The organism is Oxalobacteraceae bacterium OTU3CINTB1 (assembly GCA_024123955.1).
GTDB lineage: Bacteria > Pseudomonadota > Gammaproteobacteria > Burkholderiales > Burkholderiaceae_D > Rugamonas.
This window is the reverse complement of the sequence record CP099652.1, coordinates 1,435,813-1,452,841: the sequence shown is the minus strand read 5'-3', so window position 1 is coordinate 1,452,841 and position 17,029 is coordinate 1,435,813. Positions and strand designations below refer to the sequence as shown.

Below are 17,029 nucleotides of genomic sequence, written 5' to 3'. Positions count from 1 at the left end.
CTGAGAGCGACGCCATCATAACGCATCTTTTTCGGTTTTTCCCGTTTTTTTCAGGTTGCAGCGCAGCGTTACTTTAAGAGTAAATTAAATTCGGGAGCCACAAAGAAATTTGTGGTACATATGTGACCAAGATCAAGAAGCCCAGCATTGTCAGCAGCCATGGCCACACGGCAACGGTCAATTCTGTTATGCCCATCTTGGTGATACCCGACGCCACGTACAGGTTCAGGCCGACCGGCGGATGGCACATCCCCACTTCCATGTTGACTACGATCAAGATCCCGAAGTGCACCGGATCGATGCCCAGTTTCATGGCCACCGGGAACAGAATCGGCGCCATGATCAGCACGATCGACGACGGCTCCATGACGTTGCCGGCCAACAGCAGCAGCACGTTAACCACCAGCAGGAAGGTAATCACGCCCAGGCCCTGTCCGGTGATCCACTCGGCCATCGCCTGCGGAATGTTCTCACTGGTCATCAGGAACGAGAACAGGATGGCGTTGGTGATGATGTACAGCAGCATCGCCGACATCGCCGCCGAATCGAGCAGCACCTTGCCCACCTGCTTGAGCTTCAAGTCCTTGTAGACGAACACGGCGATGAAGAAGGCGTACACCGCCGCCATCGCCGCCGCCTCGGTCGGCGTGAACGCGCCGCTGTAGATGCCGCCCATGACGATGACGATCAGCAGCAGGCCCCAGGCGCTCTTGCGGAAGGTCGCCCAGCGCTCGCCCCAGGCGGCCTTGGGCATGCGCGGATAGTTGTTCTTGCGCGCCAGATACCAGGTGGTCAAGCCGAGGAAGAACGCCAGCATAATGCCCGGCACCACGCCGGCCATGAACAGCTTGCCGACCGAGGTGTTGGTGGTGACCGAGTACATCACCATCACGATCGACGGCGGAATCAGGATACCCAGCGCGCCCGAGGTGGTGATGACGCCGGCGCCGAACGCCTTCGGATAGCCTTGGCGCACCATTGCAGGCAGGATGATCGATCCGATCGCCACCACGGTGGCCGGCGACGAGCCCGACACCGCAGCAAACAAGGCGCAGGCCAGCACGCCGCCCAGCGCCAGGCCGCCGTGCCAGTGGCCGACCATCGACGTGGCGAAGTTGATCATGCGCCGCGCGACGCCGCCGTGGGTGAGGAAGTTGCCCGCCAAAATGAAGAACGGGATGGCCATGATCTCGAATTTCTCGATGCCGGTGAACAGCTTGAGCGCCACCGTATCGATCGGCACCTGGGTCATGGTGAACAGGAAGGTCAGCACCGTCAGGCCGAGCGAGATGGAGATCGGCATGCCGGTCAACATCAGGCCCAGCAGCAGCACGAAGATAATCAGGGCGTTCATGCTTTGGCTCCTTTGTCGGCCGACAGTTCTTCTTCCAGACCCTCGACGTGCGAATGGTCATGTTTGGGCAGGTCGCCGGTTTTGACGAAGGACACCAGCACCTGCAGGAAGCGGAAGCACATCAGGTAGGAGCCGAGCGGCACGGCCAGGTAGACGATCCACATCGGCATTTCGAGGTCGGCCGAGGTCTGGTCGGTCTGCGCCATGTGATGGACGAAGTTGGCGCCCAGGGTGCCGATGATGCCGGTGAACACCGCGCCGGCCAGCAGGCCGAACACGACGAACTTGGCGCGCCACGGCGTGCTCATGCGGTTGATCAGGACGTCGACGCCAACGTGGATGCCGGTGCGCACGCCATAGGCCGCGCCGAACTTGGCCATCCAGACGAACATGTAGATGCAGGCTTCCTGCGTCCAGCTGGTATTGAGTTGAATCAGGTAGTCCTGCAGGCCGGGGATCGGCAGGCCGGACAGGTAACGGTGTACGACCGAGATAAAGATCAGAATGGTGGCCACGCCCATCAGGGTCGCGATGAGCCATTCTTCGAGTCTATCGAGGAATTTCATGGAGGGATCCTTCAGTGAGGAATTGTGGACGGGGCGGCGAGCGCCGCCCCGTCAGGCAGGCTTATATTGCCGCTTTTATTTTGCCGCTTCTTTATTGATGGCCGAGATCAGGTCTTTGCCGATCCGGCTTTCCATCGATTGCTGTACCGGCAGCAGGGCCTTGCGCCACTCCGCCTGTTCTTTCACGCTCAAGGTGTAGATCTCGGTCTTGCCGGTCTTCTTGATCGCTTCGAGCGCCAGATCGTTGTCGCGCTGGGCGATGGCTTTCTCGAACGTGGTCGCCTCCTTCATCGCCTTGTCGAGCGCGGTGCGGATGTCAGGCGGCAGGCCGTCCCAGAACTTCTTGTTGACGATGACCGCGTAGCCCAGGTAGCCGTGGTTGGAGACGGTCACGTACTTCTGCACTTCATGCATCTTCTGGGTGTACATGTTCGACGGCGGATTCTCGGTGCCGTCGACCACGCCGGTCTGCAGCGCTTGATACACTTCCGAGAACGCCAGCACCTGCGGGTTGGCGCCCAGCGCGCGCATCTGCGCGTCCAGCACTTTGGACGACTGGATGCGCAGTTTCAGGCCTTTGAAGTCGGCCGGCACGCGCAGCGGCTTGTTGGCCGACATGACCTTGAAGCCGTTATCCCAGAACGCCAGGCCGGTGATGCCCTTCGGTTCCAGCTTTTTCATCAGGCCCTTGCCGATTTCGCCTTCGGTGACGTTGTACAGCGCGGTCTTGGAAGGGAAGATGAACGGCAGGTCGAAGGCTTCGAATTCCTTCACGCCCAGCGGGCCGAACTTGGCCAGCGACGGCGCCAGCATTTGCACGGCGCCCAGCTGCAGCGCTTCGAGTTCTTCCTTGTCCTTGTACAGCTGGCTGTTCGGATAGACCTCGACCTTGACGCGGCCGTTGGTGGCTTTTTCGGCAAGTTGTTTAAAACGCTCTGCCGCCTGGCCTTTCGGGGTGTCGGTCGCCACGACGTGGCTGAATTTGATGACGATAGGCGCTTGCGCGTAGGCGTTAAAGCTCAATGCCGCGCTCAGCACGAGCAGTGCGTGTTTCAGTTTCATACGGTCTCCAGAGGGATGTAAAAGTACACTATTATTGTAGTTTGATAGATTCTTCAGGACAACGTCGCATTATTCAATTGTGGAAAACCACAATGACTCCGTTCCGCCAACGCTATACCCTGAGCGCCCATGACAAACCCGCATTCCCAGCCGCTCCCAGCCCGACGCCCCAGCGCAAACTCGACGCTGCGCTGGGTTTTGCCGATCGTGCTGGTGTTGTTTTTTCTGGCGATTTTGATCTGGCTACCGTGGCAGGCGCGCCAGATGGAAAGCAACGAACGCCAGGAACAACTGATCGCCGACACGCTGTGGGTTGAGCAAACGATACGCTTTCAATTAGGCAGGGACGAGGAAAGCCTGGCCGCGCTGGCGCAGGAAATCGGCATCGGGCGCCTGACGCCGCAACAGGGCCACGACCGCCTGTCCCGAGTGCTCAAGAACGGCAAGGAACTACTGCGGGTGGTCTGGCTGCGGCCCGACGGCTCGCTGGTCGCCACCAGCGACCCGCAAGCGACGCCGGTGGTGTTGACGGCGGCCTCGCGCGCAACCATGGAGCTGACCCGCAAGACCCGCAACGCGATGTACACGCAGCCGGAGGTGCAAGCGGCCAACCCCTCATCCGCGCCTTCGGAAGTGCTGATGGATTACCACGTGCCGCTGTTCAACGGCGCCGACTACCTGGGCGACCTGGTCGCCACCTATAAAACCAGCGCCCTGCTCGACGAAATGGTGCCGTGGTGGTTCGCGCAGGACAACCAGGTCACTCTGGTCGACCGCGACGACAAGGTGCTGGCGCGCCGCGCGGCGGCCGGTCCCGGCCACGGCGTCTACACCCACAAGCGCGCGCTCGACCTGCCTGGGGCCTCGGTGCGGCTGGTGACGGACAGCGTCAAGAGCGCGCCCAAGCTGCTGCCCAATTTGCTGGTCGGCTCGGTCATCGTGCTCTCACTCGGATTATTATGGAGCCTGGTGGCGCTGTGGGGCCACATCTCGCGCAGGCTCGCCGCCGAAGGCGCGCTGCGCCAGCAGATGTCGTTTCGCACCGCGATGGAAAATTCGCTGGTGACGGGCCTGCGCGCGCGCGACCTGGAAGGACGCATCACCTACGTCAATCCGGCGTTCTGCCAGATCGTCGGCTATCCGGCCGAGGACATCGTCGGCCGGCTGCCGCCGATGCCCTACTGGGCGCCGGAAGCGATGGAGGAATACCAGACCCGCTTCGCCTCGGTCCTGGCGGGCAAGGTCACGCCGCAGTTCGAGACCTTCTTCCAGCGTCCGGACGGTCAGCGCGTGCCGGTGCTGGTGTTCGAGGCGCCGCTGGTGGACAACCACGGCAAGCAGACCGGCTGGATGGGCTCCATCCTCGACATCTCCGACCGCAAGCGCGTGGAGGAACTGAACCGCCAGCAGGAGGAAAAGCTGCAGGCCAGCGCGCGCCTGGCGACGATGGGCGAAATCGCCTCGATGCTGGCGCATGAACTGAACCAGCCGCTGGCCGCCATCTCCAGCTACACCACCGGCGCGCTCAATGTATTGGGACGCGCGCAGGACAAGGGCCACGCGGTCGACGCGGGATTGCTGAAACCCGCGCTGGAGCAGGCCAGCGCGCAGGCGCAGCGGGCCGGCCAGATCATCCGCAGCGTCCACGAATTCGTCAAGAAGCGCGAACCGCTACGCCAGTCGGTCGGCATCCAGTCGCTGCTCGACGGCATCCAGGCGCTGATCGAGTTGCAGGCGCGCCAAAGCTACGTCTCGTACCAAACCAACATCCCCCAGGATCTGCCGGCGGTGCTGGCCGACCGCGTGATGATCGAACAGGTGCTGCTCAACCTGACCCGCAACGCCATCGAAGCGATGCAGCACATTCCGCCACAGCGGCGCATGCTCAACGTGGTGGCGGAGTATGATGCGGCCACCGCGCAGGTGAGCGTGGCCGTGATCGACCAGGGGCACGGCATTCCGGACGAGGTGGCGCAGCGTTTGTTCTCGCCCTTCTTCTCGACCAAGGCCGAGGGGATGGGCATGGGATTGAACATCTGCCGGACTGCGATAGAATTCCACGGCGGTTCGCTCACTTACAGCCCCAATCCGCAAGGCGGAACCATATTTACGTTCGTGCTGCCGGCGGTGACGGTGGTCACGGAACAGGAGACCTGACAAAATGCTGCATATCGTCGATGACGAAGCGGTCGTGCGCGACTCGCTGACCTGGCTGGCCACTTCGCGCGGGATCTCGTCGCGCGCCTACGAGGGCGCGCTGCAATTCCTGCAACAGGTGGAGATGGGCGAATTCGACGCCGACGGCGATTGCCTGCTGCTCGACGTGCGCATGCCGGACATGAATGGCGTGGCGGTGTTCGACCAGCTGGCCGCGCGCGGACTGACGCAGCGCATGCCGGTGATTTTCCTAACGGGCCATGGCGACGTGCCGATGGCGGTCGATACCTTGAAGCGCGGCGCCTTCGATTTCTTCGAGAAGCCGTTCAACGACAACCAGTTGATGGACCGGGTGCAGGAAGGCCTGGCCGGCTCGCGCAAGGCCGGCGAGATGGCGGCCGTACACGCGCGCCTGGCGACGCTGTCGGTGCGGGAGCGCGAGGTGCTGGACCTGATCCTGGCCGGCAAAATGAACAAGGTGGTGGCCGACCAGCTGGGCATCAGCATGCGCACGGTGGAAGTGCACCGCGCGCATATCTTCGACAAGATGCAGGTCAAAACGGCTGTCGAGCTGGCGGGCTTGCTGAAGTAAAGCCCCATCAACTTGCTTGATTTCCCTCATATCGCCGCCTAACATGGGATGACATGATCGTCCGATGATTACATGGGACGAAAATAAACGGCGAGAAAACCTACGGAAACACGGCATCGATTTTGCTGACCTGGAAGCCGTTTTTGACTATCCAATGCTGTCCGAGCAGGACAGCGGCGCCGGGCACAACGAAATACGTTTAAAAAGCCTGTGCATGTTTCGCGGGAACGTTGTCGTCATGATCTGGACAGCACGTGACGACAACGCGCGCATCATCTCTTGCAGATACGGTGACAAACATGAAACGCAAAAGTATTTTAGAAACCTATTTCACCCAAGAACAAATTGACGCGGCAATTGCCAGGGCACCCGATTGGGTTGACGACCCGGATTCGCCTTACGATCCAAATGATGAGGCAGCGGTAGAGGCCTACTGGTCAAAGGCCAAGATCACGCTGCCCGGCGAACACCCGTTCAAAAAAGCGCCAAAAAAAACGGGTACCTGACGCGCGTCACCCCTTCTGCGTGGCGATCCACTCGTCCACCACCTTCTCCAGCACCGACAGCGGCACATCGCCCGTCTGCAGCACCGTGTTGTGGAAGCCCTTGATCGAGAACTTGTCGCCCAGCGCCTTCTCGGCCTTCGCGCGCAGGTCGAGGATGCGGATCATGCCGATCTTGTACGCGCACGCCTGCCCAGGCATCACCACATAACGCTCCACCTCCGACGCCGGAATGCCGTAATCGATGCCCTGCTGCCGCGTCCACTTCATCGCGTGCAGGCCGGTATCGACCACCAGCCGCTTGGCGCGGAACAGCTCCGCGTCGAGCTGCCCCAAACGTCCAACGGTATCGCCGTCATACCACTTGTTCTCCGACGCCAGCTGCTCCGCATACAGCGCCCAGCCCTCGACATACGCCGATCCCGATGCGAACACGCGGTCGCGGCGATAGCGCGGCAAGCCCGTATTCTCCTGCTGCAGCGCGATCTGGAAGTGATGGCCCGGCACCGCCTCGTGATACACCAATGTGCGCATGCCGACGATGCGAAAGTCCGGCCCTGGCATCGGCGCCCAGAAGACACCCGGCAGCGTGCCATCCTTGGCCGGCGCCGAATAATGCGCGGCGGCCGTCTTCTCCGTGAACGCCGGCTCGCGCTTGACTACTACCGGCGCCTTCGGCGTGATATCGAACAAACCCTTCGCGCGCGCCTCGGCGTCGCGCATCAACGCGTCGTAACGCGCCAGCATCGCCGGTCGCGGATCGGCCTCCTTCGGCTGCGAATCGGCCTCCAGCTTGACCATGCGCTCCTTGATGCCGCCCTCCTTGTAGCCCAGCGATGCCAGCAAACCATCCATCTCCTTCTCGATGCGCGCCACTTCCTTCAGGCCGATGTCGTGGATCTGCTGCGGCGTGTAGTCGGTGGTGGTCATGCGGCGCAACGCCAGCGCGTAGGCCTTGTCGCCATTCGGCAGGCGCCACAGGCCGGCGTCGGCGGTGGTGCGCGGCAGCTGTTCCTTCAGCAGCGTGCGGGTACGCTCGAACGCCGGCAGGATGGTCTCCTTGACGGTCGCCGTGGCCTCCGCCGTGAACTTGACCTGCTGCTCCGGCGAGACATCCTTCAACGCCGCCATGCGCTGCGCCAGCGAGGCGACCAGCACGTTCTTGTCCGCGCCGCCGTCGAGGAAGCGGTCCAGCTGGCCGATCGCCGATTCCGTGATAAAGGTCGGCATCAGGAAGCCACGGCTGGCGGCGCCCTTTGCGCGCGCAATGCCGGTGTCGATCTTGCCGGCGACGGACTTCAGGCGCGCCAGATAGTTTTCAACGTCGCGCTGGTTGCGGATCGGATGCTGCTGCGACAGGAAGTTCACCATCTGCACATGCAGGCCGGTGAACTGGTTAAACACGAACTGGTGATCCTCGAACGCCACCGCGTCGACCGCACCCTGCAGATTCCACGCAATGGCGGCGGCGCTGGCGCGCTGCTGCGGCGTCAGTGGCTTCTGATCGATGGCCGCCAGCTGCTTGAGCGCGGCCTTGGCCTTGGCCACTTCGGCCTTGCGGTATTCCGGCGTGTTCGGCGTCAGCGCGCGGTCCAGCGCGTCCTGCTCCTTGCCGCTGAAGTACTGCTTCTGCGTGGCCTGTTCCGGATCGCTGCGCACCTTTGCGTCGGCCACCTTGTCGGCCCATGCGTCGAAGCTGACCGCCTGCGCGGCGAGGGAGAAGGAGGCGCCGGCAAGCAGCGCTATGAACCTGGTTGAAGTTTGCATGGGCATCGGTCTTTTAAAGGAAAATAACCGCATGAGTGTAGCCCAATCGGGCCACGCGAACCAGCGCTCAGGCCTGGGTCGCGGTGCCTTCGGCGTGACAGGCCAGCGCCCACTCGACATGCTCGCGCACCAGCGCCGACGGGTGCGCCAAACGCGCCGTGAGCGCGGCGACGATCGCCGCGTCGCCCGCCGCGCCGGCCGCTGCGGCGTTGCCCAGGCCGACCGCCAGATTGCGCAGCCAGCGCTCATGGCCGATGCGGCGGATCGGACTGCCCTCCATTTTGCGGTTGAATTCCTCTTCGCTCCAGCCGAATAGCTCGACCATCGAGGCGCTCCCCAAACCATGGCGCTCGTCGAAATCGGGCAGCACCGCGCGCTGCGCGAACTTGTTCCACGGGCAGGCGGTCTGGCAGTCGTCGCAGCCGTACACGCGATTGCCGATCAGGGGCCGCAGCTCGGCCGGAATCGCGCTTTTCAATTCGATGGTCAGGTAGGACACGCAGCGCCGGGCGTCCAGGCGCCCCGGCCCCAGGATCGCCTGCGTCGGGCAAATGTCGATGCACGCCGAGCACTGGCCGCAATGGGCGCCGGTCGGCGGATCGACCGGCAGCGGCAAGTCGACCAGGAATTCGCCCATGAAGAACATCGAGCCGGCGGTGCGGCTTAGCAGCAAGGTGTGCTTGCCGCGCCAGCCCAGGCCCGCCTTTTCGGCCAGCGGCAGCTCCATCAAGGGCGCCGAATCGGTGAACACGCGGTAGCCGAAGTCGCCGATTTCGGCCTTGACCTTGTCGGCCAGCTGCTGCAACCGGGCGCGCAGCACCTTGTGGTAATCCCTGCCGCGCGCGTAGACCGAGATGACGGCGGCGCCGGGATCGGCCAGCCGGCGCCGTTCATGCTCGCGCCAATCGCCGGCCTCCGTGGCCGCCTCCTGCCCGGTTTCCGCCTCCCTCGGCAGATAATTCATGCGCGCGCTGATCACGCGCACCGTGCCGGGCACCAGTTCGGCCGGGCGGGCGCGCATCATGCCGTGGGCGGCCATGTAGTCCATTTCACCGTGCATGCCGGCGTCCAGCCACGCGCGCAGACCCGCCTCGGCGTGACTGAGGTCGATGTCGGTGATGCGGATTTCGGCAAAGCCCAGTTCCACGCCCCAGCGCTTGATGCTGAGGGCGAGTTCGGCTAAATTGGATACAGGCAAGGACATCAGTGGCTTATGAGGGTACACCCCGGAAGGACGCGGGCGGTTACAATGGCTGGCGATTCCACCAACATGACATTCTATTCGATGCAGCACTTCACAGCCCATCTCCACGACGAAGCCGCGACCGCCGCACTGGGCGCGGCCCTGGCGCGCGCGCTGGCGCCGGGCCTGACGATCTACCTTCACGGCGACCTGGGGGCCGGCAAGACCGCCCTCACCCGCGCCCTGCTGCACGCGGCGGGCCACGCCGGCACCGTCAAAAGCCCGACCTACACCTTGTCGGAACCCTATCGCATCGCACTCGGCGGCCGCGCCGTGGGCGTCATCCATTTCGACCTTTACCGCATGGGCAGCCCCGAGGAATTCCTCGACGCCGGCTTCCGCGAAGACTTCAACGGGGACAACATCTGCATCGTCGAATGGCCTGAAAAGGCCGACCGCGTGCTGCCACCGCCCGACATCGACCTGTACCTGACCGTGGCCGGCAACGGCCGTGATGTAGAATTGCAGGCGTCCACCGCCCTGGGTAACTCATGCCTTCAAAGCCTCAAATTCGCCCCCAACATGTGAGCGCGGAGCCCACTCCCGCCGTCTCGCGGCGCACCGTCCTGAAGGCCGGCGCCACCCTGATGCTGTCCGTGACCTCGCTCGCCGCGCCGCTGCGCGCCAGCGCCGCGCAAATCCTGGCCGTGCGCGTGTGGCCGGCCGACGACTACACCCGCGTCACGCTGGAGAACGACGCCGTGTTGAAGGCCACGCACTTCATCGTCAAGGACCCGGAACGCATGGTGGTCGACATCGAGGGGCTGGAGCTCAATCCGACGCTCAAAAGCCTGGTCGCCAAGATCCAGTCCAACGACCCGTACATCAAGCAGGTGCGCGTGGGCCAGAACCGGCCCAACGTGGTGCGCCTGGTGTTCGACCTGAAAGAGGAAGTGCGGCCGCAGGTCTTCACGCTGCCGCCGGCCGGTAACTACAAGGACCGCCTGATCTTCGACCTCTACCCCGTCAAGGAAGTCGACCCGATCGCGGCGATGATCGAGAAGGGCAACTGGTCCAGCGATGGCAAGCCGCCGCCGGAATCGTCGTCGGCCGCCGCCGGCAGCACGCCGAAAGGCGACATGCCACCGCTCAAACCGGGCGAGGCGGAAATGGCCGCCAACGCCCCGACGCCTCGGGAACAGCTCGACGCGCTCAAGCCGGACATGAAGGCCGAGCCGCGCGCCGAACTGCGCGACCAGGTCAAAACCGCCGAGGCCCAGGCCAGGGCCGCCGAAAAGGCCGACAAAGCGGACAAGAACAACGTTGTGCGGATGATCACCATCGCGCTCGATCCCGGGCATGGCGGCGAAGACCCTGGCGCCTCCGGCAAGAACGGCAGCAAGGAAAAAGACATCGTGCTGGCGATCGCCAAGCGCCTCAAGGCCAAGCTGGAGGAAGCGCCCAACATGCGCGTGATGCTCACGCGCGACGGCGACTACTTCGTCCCGCTCGGCAAACGCGTGGAAAAAGCGCGCAAGGTGCAGGCCGACCTGTTCGTGTCGATCCATGCGGACGCCTTCGTGCAGCCGTCCGCCCGCGGCTCGTCGGTGTTCGTGCTGTCGGAAAAAGGCGCCACATCGACCGCCGCGCGCTGGCTTGCGGACAAGGAAAACCAGGCCGACACCATCGGCGGCGTCAACGTCAAGAACCACGACCGCCAGCTGGCCAGCGTGCTGTTCGACCTGTCCACCACGGCGCAGATCAACGACAGCATGAAGCTGGGTAAATCGGTGCTGGGCGAGATCGGCGGCATCAACCGCCTGCACAAAGGCTCGGTCGAGCAGGCCGGCTTCGCGGTGCTCAAGGCGCCGGACATTCCGTCCATCCTGATCGAAACGGCCTTCATCTCCAATCCGGAGGAAGAGGCCAAGCTGCTCGACGACGGCTACCAGAACCAGATGGCCAACGCCATCGTCAAAGGCATCCGGCGCTATTTCGCCAAGAATCCGCCGCTGGCGAAGAACCGGCTGACCTGAACCCCGACCTAACCACCTCATTCACTTTACGGAAGAACCATGGCTGTAGTTACGATGACTGAATTCGGCGCCCTGCCAGCGGTGCAAATCACCGCCGCCGATGGCGCGCAAGCGACGGTGTCGCTGTTCGGCGCCCATTTGCTGTCCTGGAAAACCGCCGACGGCAAGGAGCGCCTGTTCGTCAGTTCGCAAACGCCGCTCGACGGCAGCAAGGCGATACGGGGCGGCGTGCCGGTCATCTTCCCGCAGTTTAATGTGCGCGGCCCCGGCCTGCGCCACGGCTTCGCGCGCGTCAGCACGTGGGGCCTGACGGACAGCGGCGGCGACGGCGGCCATTCCTTCCTGGAGTTCAGCCTCGATCAGGACGATCTGGCGGCGGAACATGCGCAAGCGTGGCCGCACGCCTTCGCGTTGACCTTGCGCTTTACCCTGCACGGCGACGCACTCGACGCCGAGTTCACGGTCCGTAACAGCGGCGCGCAAGCCTTCCCGTTCGGCGTGGCGCTGCACACCTATTACGACGTCGGCCACCTGAGCGCGACCAGCATCAGCGGCCTGCAACACCAGCAGTACACCGACCACCATCTGAATACGGCCACGCAGGAGCATCCCGCGCTGCATTTCACCGAGAAGCACGACCGCCTGTACCAATCGACGCCGTCGCTGACGCTAAACACGGCCAACGCCACCTTGCGGCTGGACCAGCAGGGTTTCAGCGAATGGGTGGTGTGGAATCCGGGTCAGGCCGATGCGGCCGCGCTGGTGGACCTGGCCGACGACGAGTATCTGCGCTTCGTCTGCATCGAGCCGGCGCGCGTGGACCAGCGGCCGCTGGAAGCCAGCGCCACCTGGACCGGCAAGCACCGCATCTGCGCCGACTGACTTAAAACCCGTCCTTAGTTCGATTCTTTGACGATGCGGCCGGAGCCCGGCTGGACCGGCCGCGCATTCAAGGGATAGAGGCGGCTGAACAGCGCCAGCTGCGCCGGCGAGGCCTGCACCGGCTCCTTCATCACCAGCCATAACACGCCCTCCTGGCAGGGCGGCGTCGTCATCGATCCCATGAAGGTGAAGTAATCGCGCCGCGCCGGCAGCAGGTCCATCGGATCGAGCACCACCGACGGCGCCAGGGTCTCCAGTTTTTCCAGCGGCAGGTTGTTCCACACCGTCTGGATCACCGGCTGCGGCTTGCCGCGCTCCAGCAGCAGCGCCAGCATGGCGATGCGCCCCTCCACATCCTTGTGCACCAGGTGCACCACCATCTCATAGCCCTTGCCGTTGATGCGCTCCTCCGACGGCCGGTGGAAATGGAACTGGACCAGTTCATACATGCGGTTCTGCACCGTGAGGAAATTGCCGCCACCGACCATCACCTGCACCGTGTGGCCGTTGTCGGTCACGTTGAACGTCGAGGGATGGTAGTCAAAGCTGATCTGTTCCAGTTCGACCTTCATGCCGTCGCGGATATCGATCGGCGACTGGCGGTTGCCGCTGCCGCACTTGGCCCAGGCAGGATTGATCTTGCCCCAGTTGGCGGGACCGGTCTCGCCCTCGTAGGACCAGGTGTTGCTGAAGAATTTGGGCGCCGCCGGCGGTGGCGCGGCGGCGGCCACCACGGCCGCCTTCTTGGCCTTGGCCGCGGCGGCGGCGCGGGCCTGCTGGTTGGCGCGCATGATGGCCAGGCGGGCGGCGATCTTGGCCGACAGTTCGGCCTCGGCGTCGCCCTCGGTCGGCTTGCGCACCGGCGACGCCGCACTGGACGCGCTGGCGGCGCTGGCGGCGGACGCACCGCCGGCGCGCACGCTGCCCACACCGGCGATCGGGGATTTCGCCGACGGCGAAACGGGCGGATCGGTTGCGGCGCCGGCGGTCGTGACGACGCAGCAGCAGGCAATCAGGGTGAGCAGGGAGGGCACGGTACGCATGAGTTTCCAGAGTAAGAGAATTACCTACTGGTTTACGGATGCATTTGGGCAAAACTTGAGACGCGCCGACGTTGGCGGGGAGAATTATTTCAGGGGAGTTTACAAAGCGACACGCCGCGCGGACCGCGCGGCGTGCTTGAAACCGTCAAGGATCGAGGCTGGATGCGGCTTAGCGGCCCATCACGCGGCGGCCCAGCTTCCAGGCGCCGCCCAGCAACATCGGCACCACGGCCACGCCGACGCCGACCATGACGATCTCGGTCAGGTGGTCGCGCACCAGCGGAATGTTGCCGAAGAAGTAGCCGGCCGTGGTCAGCAGCACCACCCACAGCACCGCGCCGGTGATGTTATACAGCTGGAAGCGGGTATGCGTCATGTCGGACACGCCGGCCACGAACGGCGCGAAGGTGCGCACCACGGGCACGAAACGCGCCAGCACGATGGTCTTGCCGCCGTGCTTTTCGAAAAACTCGTGGGTCTTGCGCAAGGCGTCCTTGTTGAGCCAGCGGTAATCGTGGGTGAAGACCTTCTGGCCGATGGCCTCGCCGATCCAGTAATTGAGCGTATTGCCGGTCACCGCCGCCGTAATCAGCAGGAACATCAGAAGCGCAAGGTTCATCTCGCCCACCGCGCACAGCGCGCCGGCGATGAACAACAGTGTGTCACCTGGGAAGAAAAACAGCACCACCAGCCCGGTTTCGCAGAAAATAATGGCGAACAGCACAGCGTAAACCAGGGTGCCGTATTGTTGAATGATCACTTCTAATGTTTTGTCGACATGAAGGATCATGTCGAAGAATTGCATAAAATCCATATTCTTCCCATAAAGTGTGCGCCGGAATCATACACCACCAATGCCGCGAAAGGTCGAAGTTTCCAGCCCCTCCCAACCAGTTTACAATCGTCCGCGTACCCGCAGCAAGCGGATACGTCCAACCAAGGAGATTCCGGATGTCCCTGACCGATTTGCTACGTACTTGTACTTATATAGTCCCGCTCAGCGCGCTGGCCGCCACGGCCTTCGCCGCCGACCTGCCGGCCCGGCCCAGCGCCGGCGATCTGGTCAAACAATCCACACCGGCCGACTGGCGTCCGCTGGACCCGAACAACACCCTGTACATGGAGCTGCCGGCCGGACGCGTGGTGATCGAACTGGCGCCGGATTTCGCGCCCCTGAGCATCGCCAACCTCAAGACCCTCGTCGGCGAAAAGTACTTCGACGGCCTGGCCGTACTGCGCTCGCAGGACAACTACGTGGCCCAGTGGGGCGATCCGGACGCCGAAACAAAACCCAGGCCGCTCGGCAGCGCCAAGGCCAAGGTGACGGCGGAGTTCACCGTCCCCATGTCCAACGATAAGCATTTTGTGCGCCAGATGGATTTCGACGGCTACGCGCCGCAAATCGGCCACTCCAACGGCTTCCCGGTCGGACGCGATCCGAAGACCAAAACCACCTGGCTGGCGCACTGCTATGGCATGGTCGGCATCGGCCGGGACAACGACACCGACAGCGGCAGCGGCGCCGAACTGTATGCCGTCAACGGCCACGCGCCGCGCCACCTGGACCGCAACGTGACGGTCATCGGACGGGTGGTGTCGGGCATGGCGCTGCTGGCGACGCAGCCGCGCGGCGGCGAGGCGATGGGCTTTTATGGTGCGAACGAAGCCAGGACGCCGATCAAATCGGTGCGCCTGGCGGCCGACGTGCCCGAGGCCGAGCGCAGCAACCTGGAGGTGATGCGCAGCGAGGCGCCGATCTACAAGCGGGTGATCGAGGCGCAGCGCAATCGCGGCGGCCCTTGGAACAAGTTCTCGCCCAACTACGTGGAGCTGTGCAACGCGCCGATACCGGTGCGCGAGCGCCCGGCGTTATAATCGCTGCGATGAACGCGCCAGACACCCAAACCCTCGCCCCCGCCGCTCCCCGCCCGATCCAGGCCCTGCCCGACCAGCTGATTTCGCAGATCGCCGCCGGCGAGGTGGTCGAACGGCCGTCCGCCGTCGTCAAGGAGCTGCTGGAGAACGCCCTCGACGCCGGCGCCACGCAGATCACCGTGCGGCTGGAGGAAGGCGGCGTCAAACGCATCGCCATCACCGACAACGGGCGCGGCATCCCGCCCGAGCAGATGCCGCTGGCGCTGGCCCGGCACGCGACCTCGAAGATCGCCTCCCTGAACGACCTGGAAAACGTCGGCACGCTTGGCTTCCGGGGCGAGGCGCTGGCCTCGATCGCCTCGGTGGCCGCAGTCACCCTGACCTCGCGCACCGCCGACGCCGCGCATGCGTGGGAAATCGTCGGCTCGCACAACGGCGTCGTGTCGCCGTCGTCCGGCTCCCTGGGCACCACCATCGACGTGCAGGACCTGTACTTCAATACGCCGGCGCGCCGCAAATTCCTCAAGTCCGAGCAGACCGAATTTGGCCACTGCGCCGAAGTCGTGCGCCGCATCGCGCTGGCGCGGCCGGATGTATCGTTCTCGCTCACTCACAACGGCCGCACCATCGACCACTGGAACGTCAGCGAGATGGCCAAACGCAGCGCCCACATCCTCGGCGACGGCTTTGCCGAAGCGCGCCTGCCGATCGACGAACGAGGCGGCGCGCTGCGCCTTCACGGCTACGCCGGCCTGCCGACCGCCTCCAAGGCACGCGCCGACGGCCAGTTCTTTTATGTGAACGGGCGCTTCGTGCGCGACAAGGTGCTGGTGCACGCGGTCAAAGCCGCCTACCAGGACGTGCTGCACGGCGACCGCTTTCCTTCCTACGTGCTGGCGCTCGAACTCGATCCGGCGCTGGTCGACGTCAACGTCCACCCGTCGAAGATCGAGGTGCGCTTCCGCGACAGCCGCGCGGTGCACCAATTCGTCTTCCACGCGGTGCAGCGCGCGCTGGCGTCGACATCGGCCACCGCGCACGGCAGCGTGCCGTCGCCGCTGCCGGCGGCCGAAAGCCTGGGCAGTGCGGCCTGGCGCGGCGAACAAACCTCGTTCGGTCTGGGGCCGGCGCTTCTGGATCCCGATTACTCGCCGACCTTCTCGCCGTCGCCGTTCGGATCGCGCAATGGCGACGCCGGCGGTATGGGCGGCAGCGGCCCAGGCTTCGGCACGGGCGCGGGCTTCGGCGCGCCGCGCTTCGGCGGCAACGAGGGCGGCGTCGCCCAGAGCACCGAGAAATACGGCGCGTTGTTCGGCGGCGCCGGCCGCATCGACGGCTACCGCGCCGAAGCGGATATGGCACTGCCGCAGGCCAGCCCGTTCACCGTGTCCTCCGCCGCGATGGCGCAGGAAGAGTTCCCGTTAGGTTTTGCGCTGGCGCAGCTGCACGGCATCTACATCCTGGCGCAGAACACCAAGGGCCTGGTGCTGGTCGACATGCACGCCGCGCATGAACGCATCCTCTACGAACAGTTGAAGACCGCGCTGGAGAGCCGCGTCGCCGGCGAGGAGATGCAGGTGCAGCCGCTGCTGATCCCCGTCACCTTCTACGCCGACGCGGTGGAAGTGGGCACCGCGCAGGAGCACCAGGAGACGTTGCAGGCGCTGGGCTTCGACATCGCCGCGCTGTCCCCGACCACGCTGGCGGTGCGCTCGGTGCCGGTGCTGCTGAAGAACGCCGACGCCCAGACGCTGGCGCGCGACGTGCTGCGCGACGTGCGGGAATTCGGCGGCTCGCGCGTGCTGATCGAGCGCCAGAACGAGCTGCTGGGCACCCTGGCCTGCCACACGGCGGTGCGCGCCAACCGCATCCTGTCGACGCAGGAAATGAACGCCCTGCTGCGCCAGATGGAAATCACCGAACGCGCCGACCAGTGCAACCACGGGCGCCCGACTTGGGTGCAGGTGGAAATCGGCGCGCTCGATAAGCTCTTCCTGCGCGGCCAATAA

General features: G+C 64.3%; 15 protein-coding genes. 8 read left to right on the top strand and 7 right to left on the bottom strand.

All coding sequences use genetic code 11. The annotated features are described in order from the left end of the window. Positions 1-73 precede the first annotated feature (73 nt). The 3 genes from NHH73_06250 to NHH73_06240 all read right to left on the bottom strand — a co-directional run bounded on the left by NHH73_06250 (position 74) and on the right by NHH73_06240 (position 2,982). Positions 74-1,354 carry a TRAP transporter large permease subunit gene (locus NHH73_06250; GenBank protein USX27885.1) on the bottom strand — a complete coding sequence of 427 codons (1,281 nt, stop codon included), beginning with the start codon at positions 1,352-1,354 and terminating at the stop codon, positions 74-76. After that, positions 1,351-1,920: a TRAP transporter small permease gene (locus NHH73_06245; GenBank protein USX27884.1), complete on the bottom strand. Its 570-nt coding sequence runs from the start codon at positions 1,918-1,920 to the stop codon at positions 1,351-1,353. Before NHH73_06245 ends, NHH73_06250 begins: the two co-directional genes overlap by 4 nt. Positions 1,921-1,995: 75 nt before the next feature. Continuing rightward, a complete protein-coding gene (locus tag NHH73_06240; GenBank protein ID USX27883.1) occupies positions 1,996-2,982 on the bottom strand; it encodes a TRAP transporter substrate-binding protein in 987 nt (328 codons plus the stop codon). A gap of 129 nt (positions 2,983-3,111) precedes the next feature. On the opposite strand from NHH73_06240, the gene NHH73_06235 reads away from it, so the two are divergent. The 3 genes from NHH73_06235 (at position 3,112) to NHH73_06225 (ending at position 6,237) form a co-directional block, all read left to right on the top strand. Then, positions 3,112-5,139, top strand: a complete 2,028-nt coding sequence (locus tag NHH73_06235) for a PAS domain S-box protein (GenBank protein USX27882.1) — start codon at positions 3,112-3,114, stop codon at positions 5,137-5,139. A 4-nt stretch (positions 5,140-5,143) separates the two neighbouring features. Beyond that, positions 5,144-5,731: a response regulator gene (locus tag NHH73_06230; protein ID USX27881.1), complete on the top strand. Its 588-nt coding sequence runs from the start codon at positions 5,144-5,146 to the stop codon at positions 5,729-5,731. 299 nt (positions 5,732-6,030) lie between these two features. Then, entirely contained in the window at positions 6,031-6,237 is a 207-nt protein-coding gene (locus NHH73_06225; GenBank protein USX27880.1) for a hypothetical protein, read from the top strand. Positions 6,238-6,243: 6 nt separating this feature from the next. Here the strand turns inward: NHH73_06225 and NHH73_06220 are convergent, their stop codons facing one another. Further along, positions 6,244-8,001 carry a DUF885 domain-containing protein gene (locus tag NHH73_06220; GenBank protein USX27879.1) on the bottom strand — a complete coding sequence of 586 codons (1,758 nt, stop codon included), beginning with the start codon at positions 7,999-8,001 and terminating at the stop codon, positions 6,244-6,246. Between the two features lie 67 nt (positions 8,002-8,068). Further along, positions 8,069-9,205: a tRNA epoxyqueuosine(34) reductase QueG gene (gene queG / locus NHH73_06215; protein ID USX27878.1), complete on the bottom strand. Its 1,137-nt coding sequence runs from the start codon at positions 9,203-9,205 to the stop codon at positions 8,069-8,071. 81 nt (positions 9,206-9,286) lie between these two features. On the opposite strand from queG, the gene tsaE reads away from it, so the two are divergent. From tsaE to NHH73_06200, 3 genes are read left to right on the top strand one after another with little or no spacing between them, the layout of a single operon-like run. Further along, positions 9,287-9,772: a tRNA (adenosine(37)-N6)-threonylcarbamoyltransferase complex ATPase subunit type 1 TsaE gene (tsaE, locus tag NHH73_06210; protein ID USX29570.1), complete on the top strand. Its 486-nt coding sequence runs from the start codon at positions 9,287-9,289 to the stop codon at positions 9,770-9,772. Continuing rightward, a complete protein-coding gene (locus NHH73_06205; GenBank protein ID USX27877.1) occupies positions 9,736-11,220 on the top strand; it encodes an N-acetylmuramoyl-L-alanine amidase in 1,485 nt (494 codons plus the stop codon). The genes tsaE and NHH73_06205 overlap by 37 nt, the downstream gene beginning before the upstream one ends. A 39-nt stretch (positions 11,221-11,259) precedes the next feature. Continuing rightward, the gene (locus NHH73_06200) at positions 11,260-12,102 is read left to right on the top strand and encodes a D-hexose-6-phosphate mutarotase (protein ID USX27876.1); all 843 of its coding nucleotides are present in this window, start codon (positions 11,260-11,262) and stop codon (positions 12,100-12,102) included. A 14-nt stretch (positions 12,103-12,116) separates the two neighbouring features. On the opposite strand, the gene NHH73_06195 is transcribed toward NHH73_06200, so the two are convergent. Together NHH73_06195 and NHH73_06190 are read right to left on the bottom strand one after the other, a co-directional pair. Beyond that, positions 12,117-13,145 (bottom strand): carbonic anhydrase family protein, encoded by a 1,029-nt coding sequence (locus NHH73_06195; protein ID USX27875.1) that lies wholly within the window; start codon positions 13,143-13,145, stop codon positions 12,117-12,119. 169 nt (positions 13,146-13,314) lie between these two features. Next, entirely contained in the window at positions 13,315-13,959 is a 645-nt protein-coding gene (locus NHH73_06190; GenBank protein ID USX27874.1) for a VTT domain-containing protein, read from the bottom strand. A 137-nt stretch (positions 13,960-14,096) separates the two neighbouring features. Between NHH73_06190 and NHH73_06185 the strand changes: the two genes are divergently transcribed. Both NHH73_06185 and mutL read left to right on the top strand, forming a co-directional pair. Next, entirely contained in the window at positions 14,097-15,020 is a 924-nt protein-coding gene (locus NHH73_06185; GenBank protein ID USX27873.1) for a peptidylprolyl isomerase, read from the top strand. A gap of 8 nt (positions 15,021-15,028) precedes the next feature. Then, positions 15,029-17,029: a DNA mismatch repair endonuclease MutL gene (gene mutL, locus NHH73_06180; protein USX27872.1), complete on the top strand. Its 2,001-nt coding sequence runs from the start codon at positions 15,029-15,031 to the stop codon at positions 17,027-17,029.

Excerpts from the sequence above, each read along its gene's own strand:
- NHH73_06250 (USX27885.1), bottom strand. The coding sequence starts at position 1,354 with ATGAACGCCCTGATTATCTTCGTGCTGCTGCTGGGCCTGATGTTGACC.
- NHH73_06245 (USX27884.1), bottom strand. The coding sequence starts at position 1,920 with ATGAAATTCCTCGATAGACTCGAAGAATGGCTCATCGCGACCCTGATG.
- NHH73_06240 (USX27883.1), bottom strand. The coding sequence starts at position 2,982 with ATGAAACTGAAACACGCACTGCTCGTGCTGAGCGCGGCATTGAGCTTT.
- NHH73_06235 (USX27882.1), top strand. The coding sequence starts at position 3,112 with ATGACAAACCCGCATTCCCAGCCGCTCCCAGCCCGACGCCCCAGCGCA.
- NHH73_06230 (USX27881.1), top strand. The coding sequence starts at position 5,144 with ATGCTGCATATCGTCGATGACGAAGCGGTCGTGCGCGACTCGCTGACC.
- NHH73_06225 (USX27880.1), top strand. The coding sequence starts at position 6,031 with ATGAAACGCAAAAGTATTTTAGAAACCTATTTCACCCAAGAACAAATT.
- NHH73_06220 (USX27879.1), bottom strand. The coding sequence starts at position 8,001 with ATGCAAACTTCAACCAGGTTCATAGCGCTGCTTGCCGGCGCCTCCTTC.
- queG (USX27878.1), bottom strand. The coding sequence starts at position 9,205 with ATGTCCTTGCCTGTATCCAATTTAGCCGAACTCGCCCTCAGCATCAAG.
- tsaE (USX29570.1), top strand. The coding sequence starts at position 9,287 with ATGCAGCACTTCACAGCCCATCTCCACGACGAAGCCGCGACCGCCGCA.
- NHH73_06205 (USX27877.1), top strand. The coding sequence starts at position 9,736 with ATGCCTTCAAAGCCTCAAATTCGCCCCCAACATGTGAGCGCGGAGCCC.
- NHH73_06200 (USX27876.1), top strand. The coding sequence starts at position 11,260 with ATGGCTGTAGTTACGATGACTGAATTCGGCGCCCTGCCAGCGGTGCAA.
- NHH73_06195 (USX27875.1), bottom strand. The coding sequence starts at position 13,145 with ATGCGTACCGTGCCCTCCCTGCTCACCCTGATTGCCTGCTGCTGCGTC.
- NHH73_06190 (USX27874.1), bottom strand. The coding sequence starts at position 13,959 with ATGGATTTTATGCAATTCTTCGACATGATCCTTCATGTCGACAAAACA.
- NHH73_06185 (USX27873.1), top strand. The coding sequence starts at position 14,097 with ATGTCCCTGACCGATTTGCTACGTACTTGTACTTATATAGTCCCGCTC.
- mutL (USX27872.1), top strand. The coding sequence starts at position 15,029 with ATGAACGCGCCAGACACCCAAACCCTCGCCCCCGCCGCTCCCCGCCCG.